Below are 15,700 nucleotides of genomic sequence, written 5' to 3'. Positions count from 1 at the left end.
GCGTGGCCCGGAGCTTCTGGCGAGTTCGCTATTCGACCGGCTTTATGGTTTCGGCCGGCGGCTTCATGTTGCCCCAGAAGGCTGGGTTATCGACATTTTCCTTGGTGATCGCAGCGCCGGGGATCTTGATGTTCGGCCCCCACGCTTCCTTGGTCAGGGTCGATTTCAGGCCAAGCACATCATATTCGCCGGGCTTGATCTCCTGCTTGTTGACCACCTTGTCCATGAACATGGCGACCGCCGCGGCCTGGGCGTAGAGCGGCTGCTCGACTTCGACATTGAGCCAGCCCTTGCGGATCAGGTCGAGGCCGACCGGAGCGCCGTTCGAACTCATCAGCATGACGTCGCCCGGTTTCTTGCCGGCGGCCTCGAGCGAGGCGACGGCAGCGACCGAAAGATGCGCGGCGTGGCTGAAGATCAGGTCGATGTCGGGGTTGGCGAGCAGCTGGTCGTTGACGATGGTCCCGGCTGCATCCGCCGCCCATTGCATGGCCGGCAGCGAGATGATCATGACGTCCGGGAACGCCTTCATCTTCTCCTCGAAACCCTTCTGGATGTCGAGCGTGTAGGGGTCGCCCGGATCGCCGAGCACCTGCAGGATCTTGCCTTTCACCGAGCCGTTCTTCGCGGTCAGGAGTTTTTGCGCCTGATCGGCGGCGACGTAGCCGATCTCGACGGTTCCGGCCACCGAGGTGAAGTCGGAAGGCGTCGAGGTGATCTGGCGGTCGAACTCGACGACCGGGATGCCGGCGGCACGGGCGGCCTCGATCGACGGTTTCAGCGCATTGAAATCGACGGCGGCAAGGATGATCGCCGACGGCTTCAGCGCGATGACGTCGTTCATCTGCGATTGCTGAGCGTCGGTCTTGTTGTCGGCGTTCAGCGTCTTCATCTCGTAGCCGACCTGCTTCAGGAACAATTCCAGCGCGCTCACCGAGCCGGTCTGGAACTCATCGAGCAGTGTCGGCACCATGTAGTAGACGGTGCCCTTGGACTGAGCGAATGCCGGCGTGAGCGTGGCAAAGGCCAGTGCCAGGATACCGAAGACGGAAAGAAGTATTTTCTTCATGTCGTTCGCTCCTCTTGCGCCGGACCCCTCATTTGTCCCTCAGCTCGCCGGTCCGGCACCGGCAAGCGTCTCTCCGGTGATCATGTTGATCACCGCGTCGGGACTTGTTTTGCTGCGTGCGACATCGCCAGCCACGACGCCTTGCCGGATCACCACGATCCGGTCGGCAACCTGGAAGGCCTGTTGCATGATATGAGTGATGATGACGACGCCGATACCCTGGCTCGCCACCTGGCGGATCATGTCGAGGCCGCGCCGCGTCTGCTCGACGCCGAGCGCTGCGAACGGCTCGTCGAGAAGCACCAACTTGCCGCCAAAATGCACGAACCGGTTGAGCTCGATGGCCTGCCGCTGACCGCCGGAGAGGTGCTCGACATTGGTGCGAAGCGAGGGAATGCGGGTGCCGGCGCTGGCCAGCGCCTTTTGCACCACCTGCTCCATGGCGCGCTCGTCGAGCACCGGAATGCCGAGAACCTTCCTGGTGATCTCGCGGCCCATGAAGAAATTGGCGACCACGTCGACATTGGTGCAAAGCGACAGGTCCTGGTAGACGGTCTCGATCCCCGCGGCCTTGGCCTCGGCAGGGGATTTGGCGAGGAATTCCTTGCCTTCGAACAGCATGCGGCCGGAACTCGGCTCGAGCCCGCCGGCAATGATCTTGACCAGCGTCGATTTGCCGGCGCCGTTGTCGCCGAGCAGCGCCACCACTTCGCCCTTGCCGATCGAAAAGCTGATGCCTTTCAGTGCTTCGATGGCACCGTAATTCTTGGCAACGTTATCGAGCACCAGCAGCGGTTCGCTCATGCCGCGATCCCCTTGTTATGCAAGAGATCCCGCCCGCGTTCGCGTTCGGCGGTGAAGATCTGGCCGAAGCGTGGCGAAAGCACCCCTGAGACGGCAAGCGCTGCGGCGCCGCGCAACACCGCATGCTGGCCGCCGCGCGCGACGCTGACGCGGGGCGTCGTGCGGTCGCTTCGCGCCGAGACCGAGTTGGGCAGGTGCGCAGCTGCGCCGGCCAGCCTTTCGAGCAGGTCGGTGGAGGCCAGCCCGCCAAGGATGATGGTTTCGGGGTCGAACAGGTTTTCGATGATGGTGATGGCGTTGCGGAAGATCGGCGCGATCTCGCTCACCCAGTCGGCGTCGGCAATGTTGCGGCGCCGCAGCGCCTCGAGCGAGAGATACCGTTCGAGGCAGCCGCGATTGCCGCACGGGCAGGGCTCGCCGCCCGGCACAGCGGGAATGTGGCCGATTTCGCCGGCATTGCCCCAGGCGCCGCGCAATGCGGCTCCGTCATGCACCATGACGCCGCCGAGGCCGACACCGAAATAGAGATAGTAATATTCGGAATAGGCCGTGCCGAGGCCATAGAGGCGCTCGCCGATGGCAGCCGCCGCCATGTCGGTTTCGAAAAAGGCCGGCAGCCCGGTCGAGGCGGCCAGCCGCTCGCGCAGCGCCACATCCTTCCAGCCGGTCATGGTGGTCGGACCGACAAAGCTCATGGACTCCACGCCAAACGGCCCGGGCAACGCCATGCCGATGCCGAGGACGCGGCCACCGGGCCGCAGTGCTGTCAATTCGAGCACCATGGCGCCGATCAGCTCGAAGGCGTGGTCGGGCGTTGCATTTGGGGCCTCGCGGTAGCTGCTCTCGATGACATCGCCGCTGAGGTTGATCAGCGCGGCATTGATGCCGAGCGGGGTGACGTGAATGCCGACGGCATAGCCGCCTTCCGGATTGATCCGCAGCGTTGCCGGGGGCAGTCCGCGCCCCTTGGGCTCTTCGCGCAGCGACAACACGTAACTGTGCTCTTCCAGCTCGCGAACGATGGTCGACACCGTCTGCACGGTGAGCCCGACCCGCCTGGCAATGTCGCCGCGGGCGATCGGCCCGTGAAGGCGAATGGATTCGAGCACGATGCGCCGGTTGTACGGCCGCCCGAACTCCTGATTGGTTCCCCGCAGTGCCATGCCTTGCGCCCTCGAGAGAGGCCAGACTGGCACCGAAGATTTATTCAGTCAAATGGAATTCAAAAATAAATTTACAGCCCGCGCACAGCGAACCTGGCGGATGGCCGCTCGACGGAATGGTCAATAGCGGATGGCACGGCGCTCCAGCAGAACCACGATTGAGAACATCGCGATCGACAAGGACGACGACAGCACGATTGCCGCATAGAGCCGGTCCGACTGATAGTTAAAGGTCGCCTGGATGATGAGCGCGCCGAGGCCCTTATCCGACCCGATCCACTCGCCGACAATAGCGCCGATCACGGCCGTGGCCGAAGCAATTCTCAGCGAGGAGAACAGCATCGGCAATGCTCTTGGCAGGCGCAGGCTCCAGAAGATCTCCCAGCGCGTAGCCGATAGCACCCGGAACAGTTCGTGCTCGTTGTCGCTGGCCGAGTCCAGCCCGCGGATCATGTTGACCAGCGTCGGGAAGAAGCAGATCACCGCCGCGATCACGATCTTCGGCGTCATGCCGAGCCCGAAGATCAGGATGATAATCGGCGACAGCGCCAGGATGGGAATGGTGTTGAAGAACAGCACGACCGGAAAATAGGCCGCCTGCAGGATGCGGCTGTGCACGAACAGCACCGCCAGCAGCACACCGGCAAGATTGCCGATGACAAATCCCGCCAGCGCCTCGATCAGCGTCGGCCAGAGATTGCTGAGCAGCAAAGCAAGACTCTTCCGGAACACGCCTGATATGGCCGTCGGCGTCGGTACGATATAGGCCGGCACGCCGAGCCATGGCAGCAGGAACTGCCAGGCGAGCAGGATCGAGGCCGCGCCAAAAACGGGCAGGGCGACGGCCAGCGCCGATGGCAAGGGCGCCTGCCTCATGAGGCCTGTTCCAGCGCGCCGCGCAGTTCGGCCATCGCGGCAACGATCGCCGGATCCTCGCGCGAACAGCGGTTGCCTGCCTGCTTGAACGGCCGCATGTCGAGGTCTCTCGCCAGGCGGCCCGGATTGGCGGCGAGAACGATGACCCGTTCTCCGAGATAGGCGGCTTCGGCGATCGAATGAGTAACGAAAAGGATGGTCGCGCCGGTGCGCCGCCACAACGACAAAAGCTCGTCGTTGAGGCGGTCGCGGGTGATCTCGTCCAGCGCACCGAAGGGCTCGTCCATCAAAAGCAGCCTGGGTTGCCCGAGCAGTGACCGGGCGATCGCCACGCGCTGGCGCTGGCCGCCGGACAATTGGTGCGGCAGACGCTCACCGAACCCGGCAAGCCCCATCAGATCAAGCAGCTCGTCGGTTCGATCGTCTATTGTCCGGGTAAGCCGGCCTTGTCCGACATCGAGCGGCAGGTGGACGTTGTCGCGCACGGTGCGCCAGGGCAGCAGGGTCGAGTCCTGGAAGACGAAACCGACATCGCGCCGCGAACGGACAGCATGCGGTGTGTCGCCAAGCACGGTGATCGAGCCGCCGAGCGGATCGAGCAAGTCGGCCACCACCCTGAGGAACGTCGACTTGCCGCATCCCGAAGGTCCAAGGATCGACAGGAAGGAGCCGGCCTCGACCGACAGGTCGAGACCGGAGAGCACTTTCACCACCGGCTGCCGGCCGCTATAGCCGACATCCAGCCTGCGGGCCTCGATCGCCTTCGCCATCAAGCGGCGGGCGCGTCGAGCTTGGGTCGGTCGGCGGCCGACAATTCGAGTATCTTGGTGGTGTAGACATCGGCTGCCGCGGGCCGGCCGTTCGGGTATTGGCCGACCTTGTCCAGCAGCGCCAGCTGCTCCTCGATCGAGGCGGGATCGAAGGTTCCCCATCCGTCCTTGACGGTTGCACCGTCAAAGGAGAGTTTCAGCACCAGATTGATCGTCTTCTGCTCCCAGCCAAGGTCCATTTCCGGATAGGCTTCGACCATCTTCTTGACGGCTTCCTGCGGATTGGCGTGCACCCAGCCCCAGCCCTTGGCGACGGCGCCGATGAATTTCGCCAGCATTTCCGCATCCTGTTCGATCGCTGTGTCGGTAGCGAAATAGACGTCGGCATAGGAGTTCAGCCCGAGGTCGCGCACCAGAAGATCGATCCTGTCGTCGCCGACGACGCTCAGCGCCTGGGTGTTGGTGATCCATCCGCCAATCGCGTCGACGTCGCCGCGCACCAGCGGCGCCTTGTCGAAGCCGACATTGACGACGGTGACCTCGGACGGATCAATGCCGTTCTTGGCCAGGATCTCATCGATGACGAAGCGCGCCGTCGGCTGGATGCCGATCTTTTTGCCCTTGAGGTCGGCCACGCCGCGGATCGGCTTGGCAGGCTTCGAGGTGAAGGCATAGGGACCGGTGCGGAAGCCACAGGCGATGATCTTCACCGGCACGCCGCTGGCACGCGCCGCGTAGAGCTGCGGCGTTTCGGAAAACTGGCCGAGTTGTGCGGCGCCCGAAATCACCGGCGGCACCGTCGCCGCATTGGGACCGCCCGGGCTGAATTCCACCTCGAGGCCCACCTCCTTGAAATAGCCGTTGGCGACCGCGGCGATGTCGCCAATCTGTCCGTTGGACATCAGCCAATCATACTGGATGACGACCTTTCCGGCAGCCTTGGCGCCCGGCGTCAGCACGAGCTGCATTCCGGCCGAAGCTGCCGCGACAGCGGCGAAGCCGGCTTTCACGAAGCTGCGGCGGTTCATGTCGTAGTCTCTGTTCCCACTCATTTTTTGCTCCTGTTGCAAGACGTTCTCGTCTCTTCATTGCGCGCCGTTCCCGTGGCGCGGCGTCGTCTACGGCTGTTCGTCGTGATAGTCGCCGGGGCCGCCGTCGAGCCAGGCGTATAGTTCCCAAAGCGTGTCGTCGGGATCGGTGAAATATGCGCAGCGCGCGTTCCAGACATAATCCTCCGGCGGGCCGTAGAAGGGCACGCCCTTGGCTGCCAGTTCGCCATGGAGCCGGTCGATCTCGCCGGGCGCGTCTAGCCTGACCGCCACGCAGACCTTGTGCGCCTGGCGCGGCGACCTCAACTTCGAGACGCCGGTGTGCCGGTTGATGTGATCGATCTCCCACGCCGCCAGCGTGACGCCCTCGCCATGAAAGTCGGCAAAGCCCTCGGCGCGACGCCGCAGGCGGAAGCCGAGTTTTTCGACATAGAATTCAACCGTCCGCTCGATATTTTCGACGAGCAGGCAGACGTCCGAAATCGCATATGCGCCTCCGACCGGCATGGCTACCTCCCTGTGCTGTGCGCGGCGCGCGATGCTGGCAGTTTGACGCCGACGCGGTCGGCGGCGCCGACGATGTGGGCGCGCATCGCCGCCTCGGCGGCCGTGGGATCGCCCGCGACCAGCGCCTCGTAGATGCGCACATGCTCCCCGACATTGACTTCGACCAGGTCGTGCAGCGGATTGGTGAGGCGCGCGTAGTGGATCGAGCGGCGGATCTGCTCGCAAACGAAGGAGATAAAGGTGTGGATGTAATTGTTGCCGGTCGCCCGTGCGATCTCGCGATGGAACAAAAGGTCGGCGTCGATGCTGCCTTCTTCCCAGCGCTCCTCGCCGCTCATCCGGTCTAGCGCCGCCTTGATTGCGTCGAGGTGCTCCTGCCCGCGCCGTTCGGCGGCGAGCGCAGCTGACTCGGCTTCCAGTATGCAACGCAGCTCGAACAGCCGCTCCATATTCCCGGTCGCTTTCAGCGCCTCGCCATCGATCCGGATCGAGGCGCGCTGCTCCGGCGCCAGCACGAAGGCGCCGACGCCTTGCCGGGCTTCGATCATGCCATCGGCCCTGAGTTGAGCGATCGCCTCGCGCACCACATTGCGACTGACGCCGAATTTTTCCGAGAGCTGCTGCTCGGTCGGCAGCCGCGTGCCCGGATTGAGGTCGCCGGATTCGATCTCGCGGCTGAGGAATGCGGCGACGCGATGCGGCAGCGCCTCCACCGTGCCGATAGCGGCCAGTCTTTGCTTCATGGAAAGGTCTCCATTGGTGGCAGCAGGCAGCCGGGATTCATTGACCCCTGAGGGTCGATCGTTGTTTTGAGGGCCGTGATGAGCCGGCGATGGGCAGGCGCCAGGCCGGCCCAGAAAGTGCGATGACGGGTGCGGCCGATACCGTGCTCGGCGCTGATCGAGCCGCCAAGCGCGCCGACGATCTGGTAGAGTCCGGCGGTGATCTCCGCGCCCTGGGCACGAGCTTCACCCTCGGCGAGCCCAAGCGGTGGCAGCACGTTGAAATGGATGTTGCCGTCGCCGGCATGACCATAGGCCTGCGGCAGCCAACCAGGATGTTCCAGCGCCACCAATTGGCGGGCCTGATCGATGAGGGCAGGGATGTCCGATATCCTGACCGCAAGGTCGGTGCGCACATGGTAGCCGCGTCTTGCCTGGCCCTCGACCAGCCCTTCGCGGATCGCCCAGAAGGCCCTAGCCTGTGCGACGCTTTCAGCAAGGACGGCCTCGGCAACCAGACCGCTCTCAATGGCTCCGGCCAGGAAATCGACCAGCATGGAGCGCAGATCGACGGTAGCACTTGCGGAGAGTTCGATCAGCACGTGGACGGGAGCTTCGACCGGCGAAACGATGTTGGCATCGATCAAGCGCGCGAGCGCGATGCACTCCGATCCAATGATCTCGAAGGCCGAAATCAGATCGGATGAGGCCCGGCGAGCCTGCCGGAACAGGGTGATGGCCGCTTCGAACGAAACGAGACCGAGATAAGCGGTCTCGACCCGGGCCGGTTTCGGAAACAGCTTGAGCTCGACGCCGGTGATGATGCCGAGCGTTCCTTCGCTGCCGATGAAGAGCTGCTTCAGGTCGTAGCCTCGATTGTCCTTGCGCAGGCCGGAAAAGCCGCTCCACAACTCGCCATCGGGCAGGACGACTTCGAGGCCGAGGATGATATCGCGCGCCATGCCATAGCGCAGCACGTTGGTGCCGCCGGCATTGCTGGCCGCATTGCCGCCGATCTGGCAGCTTCCCTGCGCGCCGAGCGCCAGCGGAAACAGGCAATCCTCTGCTTCTGCCGCATCCTTGATGTGCTGCAGGATGCAGCCGGCATCGGCCTGCAGGACGAAATTGTCGGCGTCGACGAGACGGATGCCGTTCAACCGCTCCAGACTGACGACCACCGCGCCACGGGAGTCGATGTCGATTGCACCCGCCACCAGCCCCGTGTTCCCGCCCTGTGGGATGATTCCGAGCCCGAGCGTGCCGCAGAGCCGCGCCACAGCCTGGACTTCGCTGACGGAAGCAGGCTTCAGCACCGCAAGGGCTCCGCCGCGATGATCCCCGGACCAGTCCAAAAGGTATTTCGCCATGCCGGCAGCGTCGGCGGTCACGCCGCTTTGTCCGACAGCGCCCTCCAGAGCATTCAGAATTTCAGGCGGGATACCATGAACGGTCATTACAAGCCTGCTGGACTGAGGCATAGGCTTATACATATCATCCTACAACTGCGTCGGAGTCAACGCTGTGGGGCAGAGGCCCTCAAGGGCTGGAGCCGAATGTTTGCTGGGGAGAATAGAGCGAAGGGCGATCGCCCGAGGATACTTAGGTGAGGCCGCCTTGGCCTGGCTGCGCCGGCCCGATGCCGCTCAATTGCTGGGTCGTCTGAGGAGCAGCCCGGCTCCTAGAGATACCGCTCGACCTTCTTGCCGACGGTCAAAAACCGCAGCGGGTCGATCGCCTCGCCATTGTGGCGAACCTCGTAGTGCAGATGCGGGCCGGTCGAGCGGCCGCTGTTGCCGGTCTTGCCGATGATGTCCCCGGCATCGAGCTTCTGGCCGACGGCGACGTCGATTTTGCTGAGATGTCCGTAACGCGTCACAAAACCGTTGCCGTGGTCGACCTCGACCATGCGGCCGTAGCCGCCGTTCCAGCCGGCCTTGACGACGACGCCGGCTGCCGTGACCTTGGCCGGCATGCCGACCGGCGCCCTGAAATCCATGCCGGAATGCAAGGCGGCCGTGCCGAGGATGGGGTCGGTGCGCACGCCGAACGGGCTGGTGACGCTATGGCCGGGGGCGGGGTTGGCGAGCGGCAGCCGGCGCGCCTTCTTTTTCAGATGATCCAGCGCGTCAAGCGCCTCGTCCAACTCCTTGACCTTGCTGTCAAAGACCAACGAACTGTCGAGCGGTATCAGCGGGCCGCCGACATCGCTCTTTTCGAATTCGCTGTCGACCGGCAGGCCGGCGGCCTCGAGCGCCTGCGAGATCGCGTCGGCGCTCTTGTAGGCATTGTCGGCAAGTGCCGCGATGCGGGTGAGCTGCTGGCTCTCGATGGTCTTCAGCGAGTTGTTGATCGAAACGAAGAGCTTGTCTGCCCGGTCGGCCGCGCTTTCACTCGGCAGCGGATTGGCGCGGGTCGACCACAGCGAGAACGGCCTCGTGTCGTTGCTGGCAAGGGGCGCAGCAAGGCTGGCGACGGAATAGGCCATCGGCTGGATGCTGCCGGTCGCGTCGGCATGTTCGTCCGGCTTTGCCGTCGGCACGGGCGGCGTTGCGACCTCATTTTCTGCTCGTTCGAGGATCGGGGCGAGGCGGCCGTGACGCAGGCTGAGCTGGCTCTGCCGTTCCAGCAATTCGCTGACCTTGGTTTCCATCAACTGCTGATCGAGAAGCTGGCGGCTGGTGATGCGGTCGACCTGGCCGCGCAATGCCGAGATGCGGTCTTCATAGGCCTGCTGCATGCGCGCCTGCCGCGCCGTCGTGGCGCCGATCAGGTCGTCGCGCAGCACCAGATAAGAGGTCGCCAGCAGGTAGCCAATGACGATCGCCGCCAGCGCCGAGCCGCAAAATGCGGCCAGCCACGGACGTATGGTGAAATGCCTTATCTGGTCGCCCCGGGCGATGATGACGGTGTGGGGCTCTCTGCGTCTGCCGAAGACCGCTGACTGACTGGCTACGTTCACGGGACCAAGCTTTCGTTACGACACCAACGACGAGCCTGATTACACATTATTAGGGTTAACAAAGTTTTGCCGGACCGAACGACGGGCAAAGGTATTCGCGCAAAACGGGCATCGAATTGTAGCGGCGTGCCGCAGCTCTCAAAGGGCGCGAACCGCCTCCAGCACCGCTTCGGCGTGGCCTTTGACGCGGACGTTACGCCAGATCCTGGCGATGCGTCCGTCCCGGCCGACCAGGAACGTCGCCCGCTCGACGCCCATATAAATGCGGCCGTAGAGCTTCTTTTCGACCCACAAATGGTAGGCCTCGATCACCTTGCGCTCTTCGTCGGCGACCAGGTCGATGCTCAGATCGTATTTCGCCTTGAACTTGTCGTGCTTCTTGACGCTGTCCGGCGACAGCCCGATGACGACAGCGCCGGCCTTTTCGAATTCCGGCTTCAACTGCGAAAAGCCGATCGCCTCGCTGGTGCAGCTTGTGGTGTCGTCCTGTGGGTAGAAATAGAGTACGATGGGTTTTCCCAGCAGTGCGGCGAGGCTGAGTGAACCGCCGCCGTCGCGCGGAAGATCGAATTGCGGCGCAACATCGCCCACGTCGAGGTCAGCCATACCGATGCCCTTGTTTGAGGTTACGCGCCAGGCTGCATCGATATAATGTCGAGCGGGGATTCGTCCACGATCGAATTCGTTTCAACGGAAGATTGCGTGGATCAGGAGCTACCGCAGCACGAGAAGATCAGGTTCAGGCGTGACGAGATCACCGACCTGGGGACCTTTCCGTCCGCGTGCCGCGTCCCGCCGCTCGGCCAGGCGTCGATCGGTCGCGGCGTTCGTTTGATGGCGCGGCTGTTTGCCGGCCTCGTCGCCCTTGTGCTGCTGGCTGCGGCCGGTGTCTATGCGATCGGCGTGTCCGGTTTCGGCTCGGAGCGGCTTCGCGCGGAAGCCGAGACGGCAATCGAGAAATTGGCCGGCTTCGATGTCGACGTTGCCGTCGGGCCGGCCCGGCTGACGCTTGACGGGTCGAGCTTCATTGCGCTGCAGGTCAGCGACGTCAGCCTCAAGACCGCCGACGGCAAACCGATGGCCGATGCCGGCCGGGTCCGCTTCGGCATCCGGCTCATCCCGCTGCTTTCGGGCGAGGTGCGGCTGACCAGCGCCCGGATTTCCGACGCGCACATCGTCATGGCGGCGATGCCGTCCGGCGGCGACTGGACGGCCGGGCTGCGCAACCAGGATGGCCTCATCGATCCGGAAAAACTTTCCGCCGCCGTCTTCGCCAACGTCAACCGCGCGCTCGATGCGGTGCGCGAGGATTCGGTGCGCCAGATCGATCTGCGCAATGTCGAGCTGGCACTGCCCGAGACCGGATCGGTCAAGTCGGTCACCATCGCCGACGCCTCCGTATCGCAGTCGGGACCGGGAAGCATGGAGTTTTCATCCGACGCGGATGTCGACGGCAGGGCGCTCACCATCGCCGCTTCCGCCACCCGCGATCCGGCGACGCGACGCATCACCACGCTGGACGCCAGCATCCAGGCGGCCGACGCCGACACTGCGGCTGCAGGTGGCAAATTGGGCGCAATCGCCTTGAAGCTGGCGGGGTCGGAAGCGGCCGGCGACAACGGCTCGCGGCTGACCGCTGCCCTGTCGCTGACCGGATCGGTGCTCGATCTCGGTTCGCGCGGCCTGCTTCCGGCCGACGTCGATCTCGATGCAACGCTCGTCGCCGGTTCGAACAAGATCCAGGTCGACGGATTGCTGGTGAAGACCGGCCGCTCGACCTTCGATTTTGCCGGTTCGATCGGGCCGAAGCCGGCGACCGGCACAGCGGGCGAGGAGCCATCCTATCGCTACGACCTGACCAGCGACGGTTCGACCTTGGCGCCGTCGGATTCGCCGGAACCGGCGCTCAGCTTCATTGCCCGTATTGCCGGCATCTACCAGCCGACGAGCCAAAAGCTGGTCGCCGAGCAGATCGGCGTCCGGTCCGGACCGGGCAGCGAAGTGCTGGGCACGGCTTCGGTTTCATTCGTCGCCAACCAGGCGCCGGGCATTTCGGTGGCGCTCAATGTCCACGACATGCCGGTCTCGCACGTCAAGCAATTATGGCCGTGGTTTTCGGCGCGCAATGCCAGGCTGTGGGTGCTTAAGAACCTGTTCGGCGGCCGCGTCGTCGATGGCAGCCTGCAATTCCAGGTCGTACCCGGACGGCTCGGCAACGGCGTGCCGCTTTCCGCCGATGAAGTCTTCGGCCGATTCCAGGTTGAAGGATCGCGCTTCGACACGGCCGGCCGTATTCCGCCGATCCGCGATGCCGTCGGCGTCGTCGGCTTCCACGGCAACGACGTCGACGTCGCGCTGTCCTCGGGCAGCGTCTATATGCCGAGCGGCCGTACCGTGGCGGCAAGCAACGGCACGCTCACCGTCAAGGCGGCGAACCATCCGCCGGTGATCGGCGCGCTCGACATCGATGTCGCCGGCGAGGCGCCGGCGATCGCCGAACTGGCATCTTATGACCCGATCAACGCCATGCGCCATGTCGGCCTGCTGCCGGACGACCTGTCCGGCACGGTGACCGGCCACGTCAAGGCCGATATTCCGCTGCAGTCCGGCGTCGACTCCTCCAAACTCGATTGGCTGGTGGCGCTCGACTACAAGGACCTGTCGCTGGCCAAGCCGTTCGAGGGCCAGACGGTCAGCCATGCCGACGGCTCGATCACCGTCGCACCCGACCGGGCGGTGATCTCGGCCAAGGCGCTGCTCAACGGCATTCCGGCCGAGCTCGACCTGATCGAGCCGCTCAGGGATGGCGGCCCGCCGCGCAGTCGTAAAGTAGCGCTGGTGCTCGACGACAAGACCCGCGCCACCGCCATGCCTGGCCTGTCGACGCTGCTTTCCGGAACCATCAAGGTGGCGATCGACAAGAGCGGCACCGGCAACCAGAACGTGTCGGCCGACCTGACCAATGCCAGGCTGGACATTCCCTGGGCCGGCTGGAGCAAGGGCCCCGGCATCCCCGCCAAGGTCACCTTCGCCATGGCGAAGACCGGCGACACCACGACGCTGTCCAATTTCGAACTCGACGGCAAGACCTTCTCCATCGACGGCAGCGCGGTGCTGGTCAACGGCGCCTTGTCCTCGGCCCGGTTCAGCAAGGTCACGTTGAACAGGGGCGACGACGTCGCCGTCTCGGTGAAGCGGTCGGGCAAGGCCTATGCGGTCGAGGTTAGCGGCAGCGCGCTGGACGCACGCTCGCTGATCAAGCAATTCACGTCCGACGTCGACACCGCCACCAAGACCACCGGCGTCGATACGATCTCGGTCAGCGCCGACGTCAGTTCCCTGACCGGCTTCCATGACGAGGTGCTATCGAATCTGAAGCTCGACTACAGCGCCGCCGGCTCCAGGGTGAACGGGCTCAAGGTGAGCGCCACGGCAGATTCGGGAGCCGCTATCACCATCAGCAATACGACCGGCGGCGGCCTGCGCGCGCTCAACATGAAGTCGGCCGATGCCGGTGCCATACTGCGCTTCCTCAACATCTACGAGCACATGGAAGGCGGCTCGATCACGCTGGCACTCACCGGGGCCGGCGACGGGCCGATGAAAGGCCAGGTCGACGCCAAGAACTTCTTTATCGTCAACGAGCCGAAGCTCGCCTCGATCGTGTCGACGACGCCGGCTGGCGACAGCCGTAGCCTCAACGAGGCGGTCAAAGGCAATCTCGACACGTCGAGGGTGAAGTTCGAGCGCGGTTTCAGCGAAATCGAGAAGGGCAGCGGCTATCTGAAGCTGCGCAACGGCGTGCTGCGCGGCTCGCGCATCGGCACCACCTTCCAGGGCACGCTCTACGACCAGAACAACAATATGGACATCACCGGCACGTTCATGCCGGCCTACGGCGTAAACCGCATCTTCGGCGAACTGCCGCTGATCGGCGCGCTGCTCGGCAACGGTCGCGACCGCGGCCTGATCGGCGTCACCTACAGGCTCAAGGGCAACGCCAACAAGCCCAACCTGGAGGTAAATCCGCTATCCGTGATCGCGCCCGGGATATTCCGGTCGATCTTCGAGTATCGTTGAGGCGGCCAGGGTAGGCGGGCAGGGTAGGCGGGTGGACACCGACGCTCTGTAGTGATCCTTCGCGCCCCCCTCTGTCCTGCCGGACATCTCCCCCACAAGTGGGGAGATTGGCAGCTTCCACGCTGCGCTCTTCCTGCAACGTGTAGATTGGCGAAAGCCGGCGCGAAAGCCGATCTCCCCCCTTGTGGGGGAGATGTCCGGCAGGACAGAGGGGGGCGCTGTCCCCCCGGCACCAACGGTTGCGCGTCAAACCGGCCGCACCAGAACGTGCTTCTTCTTGCCGAGCGACAGCTTTGCGACATTTTCCAGGCCCATATCCTGCAGCGTCACCATCCTGCGATCGTCGGCAACGAGCTGGTCGTTGAGGCGCACGGCGCCGCCCTGGATATGCCGCCGCGCCTCGCCGTTTGACCCAGCCAGCCCGGCGGTGACGAACAACGACAATATTCCGACGCCGGCTTCGAGCTCGGCCCTGCCCACCTCGACGGTCGGCAGTGTTTCGGCGAGCGCGCCTTCCTCAAATGTCTTGCGCGCCGTTTCGCTGGCCTCCTCCGCCGCCTCGCGGCCATGCAGCATGGCGGTGATTTCGGTGGCGAGGATCTTCTTGGCCTCGTTGATCTCCGAGCCGCCGAGCCGTTCGAGGCGCGCGACCTCGGCGAGCGGCAAGGTCGTGTAGAGCTTCAGGAAACGGCCGACATCGGCATCCTCGGTATTGCGCCAATATTGCCAGAACTCGTACGGGCTCAACATCTCCGCATCGAGCCAGACCGCGCCCGAGGCCGACTTGCCCATCTTGGCGCCGGACGAAGTGGTGAGCAGCGGCGTCGTCAGCGCATAAAGCTGCGCGCCTTCCATGCGGTGGCCGAGATCGATGCCGTTGACGATGTTACCCCACTGGTCGGAGCCGCCCATCTGCAGCCGGCAGCCGAGGCGCTTGTAGAGCTCCACGAAGTCGTAGGCCTGCAAGATCATGTAGTTGAATTCGAGGAACGACAGCGACTGCTCGCGGTCCAGCCGGAGCTTGACCGAATCGAAGGCCAGCATGCGGTTGACCGAAAAATGCCTGCCGACATCGCGCAGGAAATTGACGTAGTTGATATCCATCAGCCAGTCGGCATTGTTGATCATGACGGCGTCGTTGGGGCCGCTGCCGAATTTGAGGTAGGGCATGAAGTTGCGGCGGATGCCGGCCAGATTGTCCTCGATGTCCTGCGGCGTCAAAAGCTTGCGCGCCTCGTCCTTGAACGACGGATCGCCGATCATTGAGGTGCCGCCGCCCATCAAAGCGATCGGCCGGTGGCCGGTCTGCTGCAGCCAGTAAAGCATCATGATCTGGATCAGCGACCCGGCATGCAGGCTCCTGGCGGTCGCGTCGAAGCCGATATAGGCGCTCACCGTGTCCGTGGCGAAAAGCTGGTCGAGGGCGGCATCGTCCGAGGTCTGGTGGATGAAACCGCGCTCGCTCATCGTGCGCAGGAAATCGGATTTGAAGGCGGACATTTTTCTTTCCTGAAAGGCTTCCGGCCGAACGTGGCTCGGCTATGCATGAAGGCGGGCGTTTAGCACTCAAGCGCGATCAGCAAAAGTGGAATCCGCCCTCTTCCTTCTCCCCCTGTGGGCCTGTTGCGTAATTCGCTGATTGTGATTCTCTGAGGTGGACGGTCTGAGGGAATCGCGATGGCAGTGAAGCAGACGGGCCAG

Annotated in this window: 13 protein-coding genes; 1 reads left to right on the top strand and 12 read right to left on the bottom strand. The window is 64.0% G+C overall.

Annotated features, from left to right (window positions below; all coding sequences use genetic code 11):
- Positions 1-28: 28 nt before the first annotated feature.
- The 11 genes from NKI50_RS21560 to NKI50_RS21510 all read right to left on the bottom strand — a co-directional run bounded on the left by NKI50_RS21560 (position 29) and on the right by NKI50_RS21510 (position 10,525).
- Positions 29-1,069, bottom strand: a complete 1,041-nt coding sequence (locus NKI50_RS21560; RefSeq protein ID WP_352640082.1) for a sugar ABC transporter substrate-binding protein — start codon at positions 1,067-1,069, stop codon at positions 29-31.
- A gap of 39 nt (positions 1,070-1,108) precedes the next feature.
- Positions 1,109-1,873 carry an ATP-binding cassette domain-containing protein gene (locus NKI50_RS21555; protein ID WP_352640083.1) on the bottom strand — a complete coding sequence of 255 codons (765 nt, stop codon included), beginning with the start codon at positions 1,871-1,873 and terminating at the stop codon, positions 1,109-1,111.
- Entirely contained in the window at positions 1,870-3,036 is a 1,167-nt protein-coding gene (locus NKI50_RS21550; RefSeq protein WP_352640084.1) for an ROK family transcriptional regulator, read from the bottom strand. The genes NKI50_RS21555 and NKI50_RS21550 overlap by 4 nt, the downstream gene beginning before the upstream one ends.
- 120 nt (positions 3,037-3,156) lie before the next feature.
- The gene (locus tag NKI50_RS21545) at positions 3,157-3,912 is read right to left on the bottom strand and encodes an ABC transporter permease (RefSeq protein ID WP_352481189.1); all 756 of its coding nucleotides are present in this window, start codon (positions 3,910-3,912) and stop codon (positions 3,157-3,159) included.
- Positions 3,909-4,682, bottom strand: coding sequence for an ABC transporter ATP-binding protein (locus NKI50_RS21540; RefSeq protein ID WP_352640085.1), 774 nt, complete (start codon positions 4,680-4,682; stop codon positions 3,909-3,911). The genes NKI50_RS21545 and NKI50_RS21540 overlap by 4 nt, the downstream gene beginning before the upstream one ends.
- Positions 4,682-5,710, bottom strand: coding sequence for an ABC transporter substrate-binding protein (locus NKI50_RS21535; protein WP_352640093.1), 1,029 nt, complete (start codon positions 5,708-5,710; stop codon positions 4,682-4,684). Before NKI50_RS21535 ends, NKI50_RS21540 begins: the two co-directional genes overlap by 1 nt.
- A gap of 90 nt (positions 5,711-5,800) precedes the next feature.
- A complete protein-coding gene (locus tag NKI50_RS21530; RefSeq protein WP_023717347.1) occupies positions 5,801-6,238 on the bottom strand; it encodes a VOC family protein in 438 nt (145 codons plus the stop codon).
- 2 nt (positions 6,239-6,240) lie between these two features.
- Complete coding sequence (locus NKI50_RS21525; RefSeq protein WP_352481187.1) at positions 6,241-6,981, bottom strand: FadR/GntR family transcriptional regulator; 741 nt, start codon at positions 6,979-6,981, stop codon at positions 6,241-6,243.
- Positions 6,978-8,414 carry an FAD-binding oxidoreductase gene (locus tag NKI50_RS21520; protein WP_352640086.1) on the bottom strand — a complete coding sequence of 479 codons (1,437 nt, stop codon included), beginning with the start codon at positions 8,412-8,414 and terminating at the stop codon, positions 6,978-6,980. Before NKI50_RS21520 ends, NKI50_RS21525 begins: the two co-directional genes overlap by 4 nt.
- 224 nt (positions 8,415-8,638) lie before the next feature.
- Positions 8,639-9,919: a M23 family metallopeptidase gene (locus NKI50_RS21515; RefSeq protein WP_352717516.1), complete on the bottom strand. Its 1,281-nt coding sequence runs from the start codon at positions 9,917-9,919 to the stop codon at positions 8,639-8,641.
- 138 nt (positions 9,920-10,057) lie between these two features.
- A complete protein-coding gene (locus NKI50_RS21510) occupies positions 10,058-10,525 on the bottom strand; it encodes a peroxiredoxin (RefSeq protein ID WP_023717351.1) in 468 nt (155 codons plus the stop codon).
- A 96-nt stretch (positions 10,526-10,621) separates the two neighbouring features.
- Here NKI50_RS21510 and NKI50_RS21505 point away from each other — a divergent pair, with 96 nt between their 5' ends.
- A complete protein-coding gene (locus tag NKI50_RS21505) occupies positions 10,622-13,999 on the top strand; it encodes a hypothetical protein (protein ID WP_352717514.1) in 3,378 nt (1,125 codons plus the stop codon).
- Positions 14,000-14,245: 246 nt separating this feature from the next.
- On the opposite strand, the gene tyrS is transcribed toward NKI50_RS21505, so the two are convergent.
- Positions 14,246-15,499, bottom strand: coding sequence for a tyrosine--tRNA ligase (gene tyrS / locus NKI50_RS21500; RefSeq protein ID WP_352640089.1), 1,254 nt, complete (start codon positions 15,497-15,499; stop codon positions 14,246-14,248).
- Positions 15,500-15,700: the final 201 nt, after the last annotated feature.

The sequence above is a fragment of the Mesorhizobium sp. M0563 genome (assembly GCF_040321065.1).
In the GTDB taxonomy this organism is placed as follows: Bacteria; Pseudomonadota; Alphaproteobacteria; order Rhizobiales; family Rhizobiaceae; genus Mesorhizobium.
This window is presented reverse-complemented; position numbering and strand designations above follow the sequence as displayed.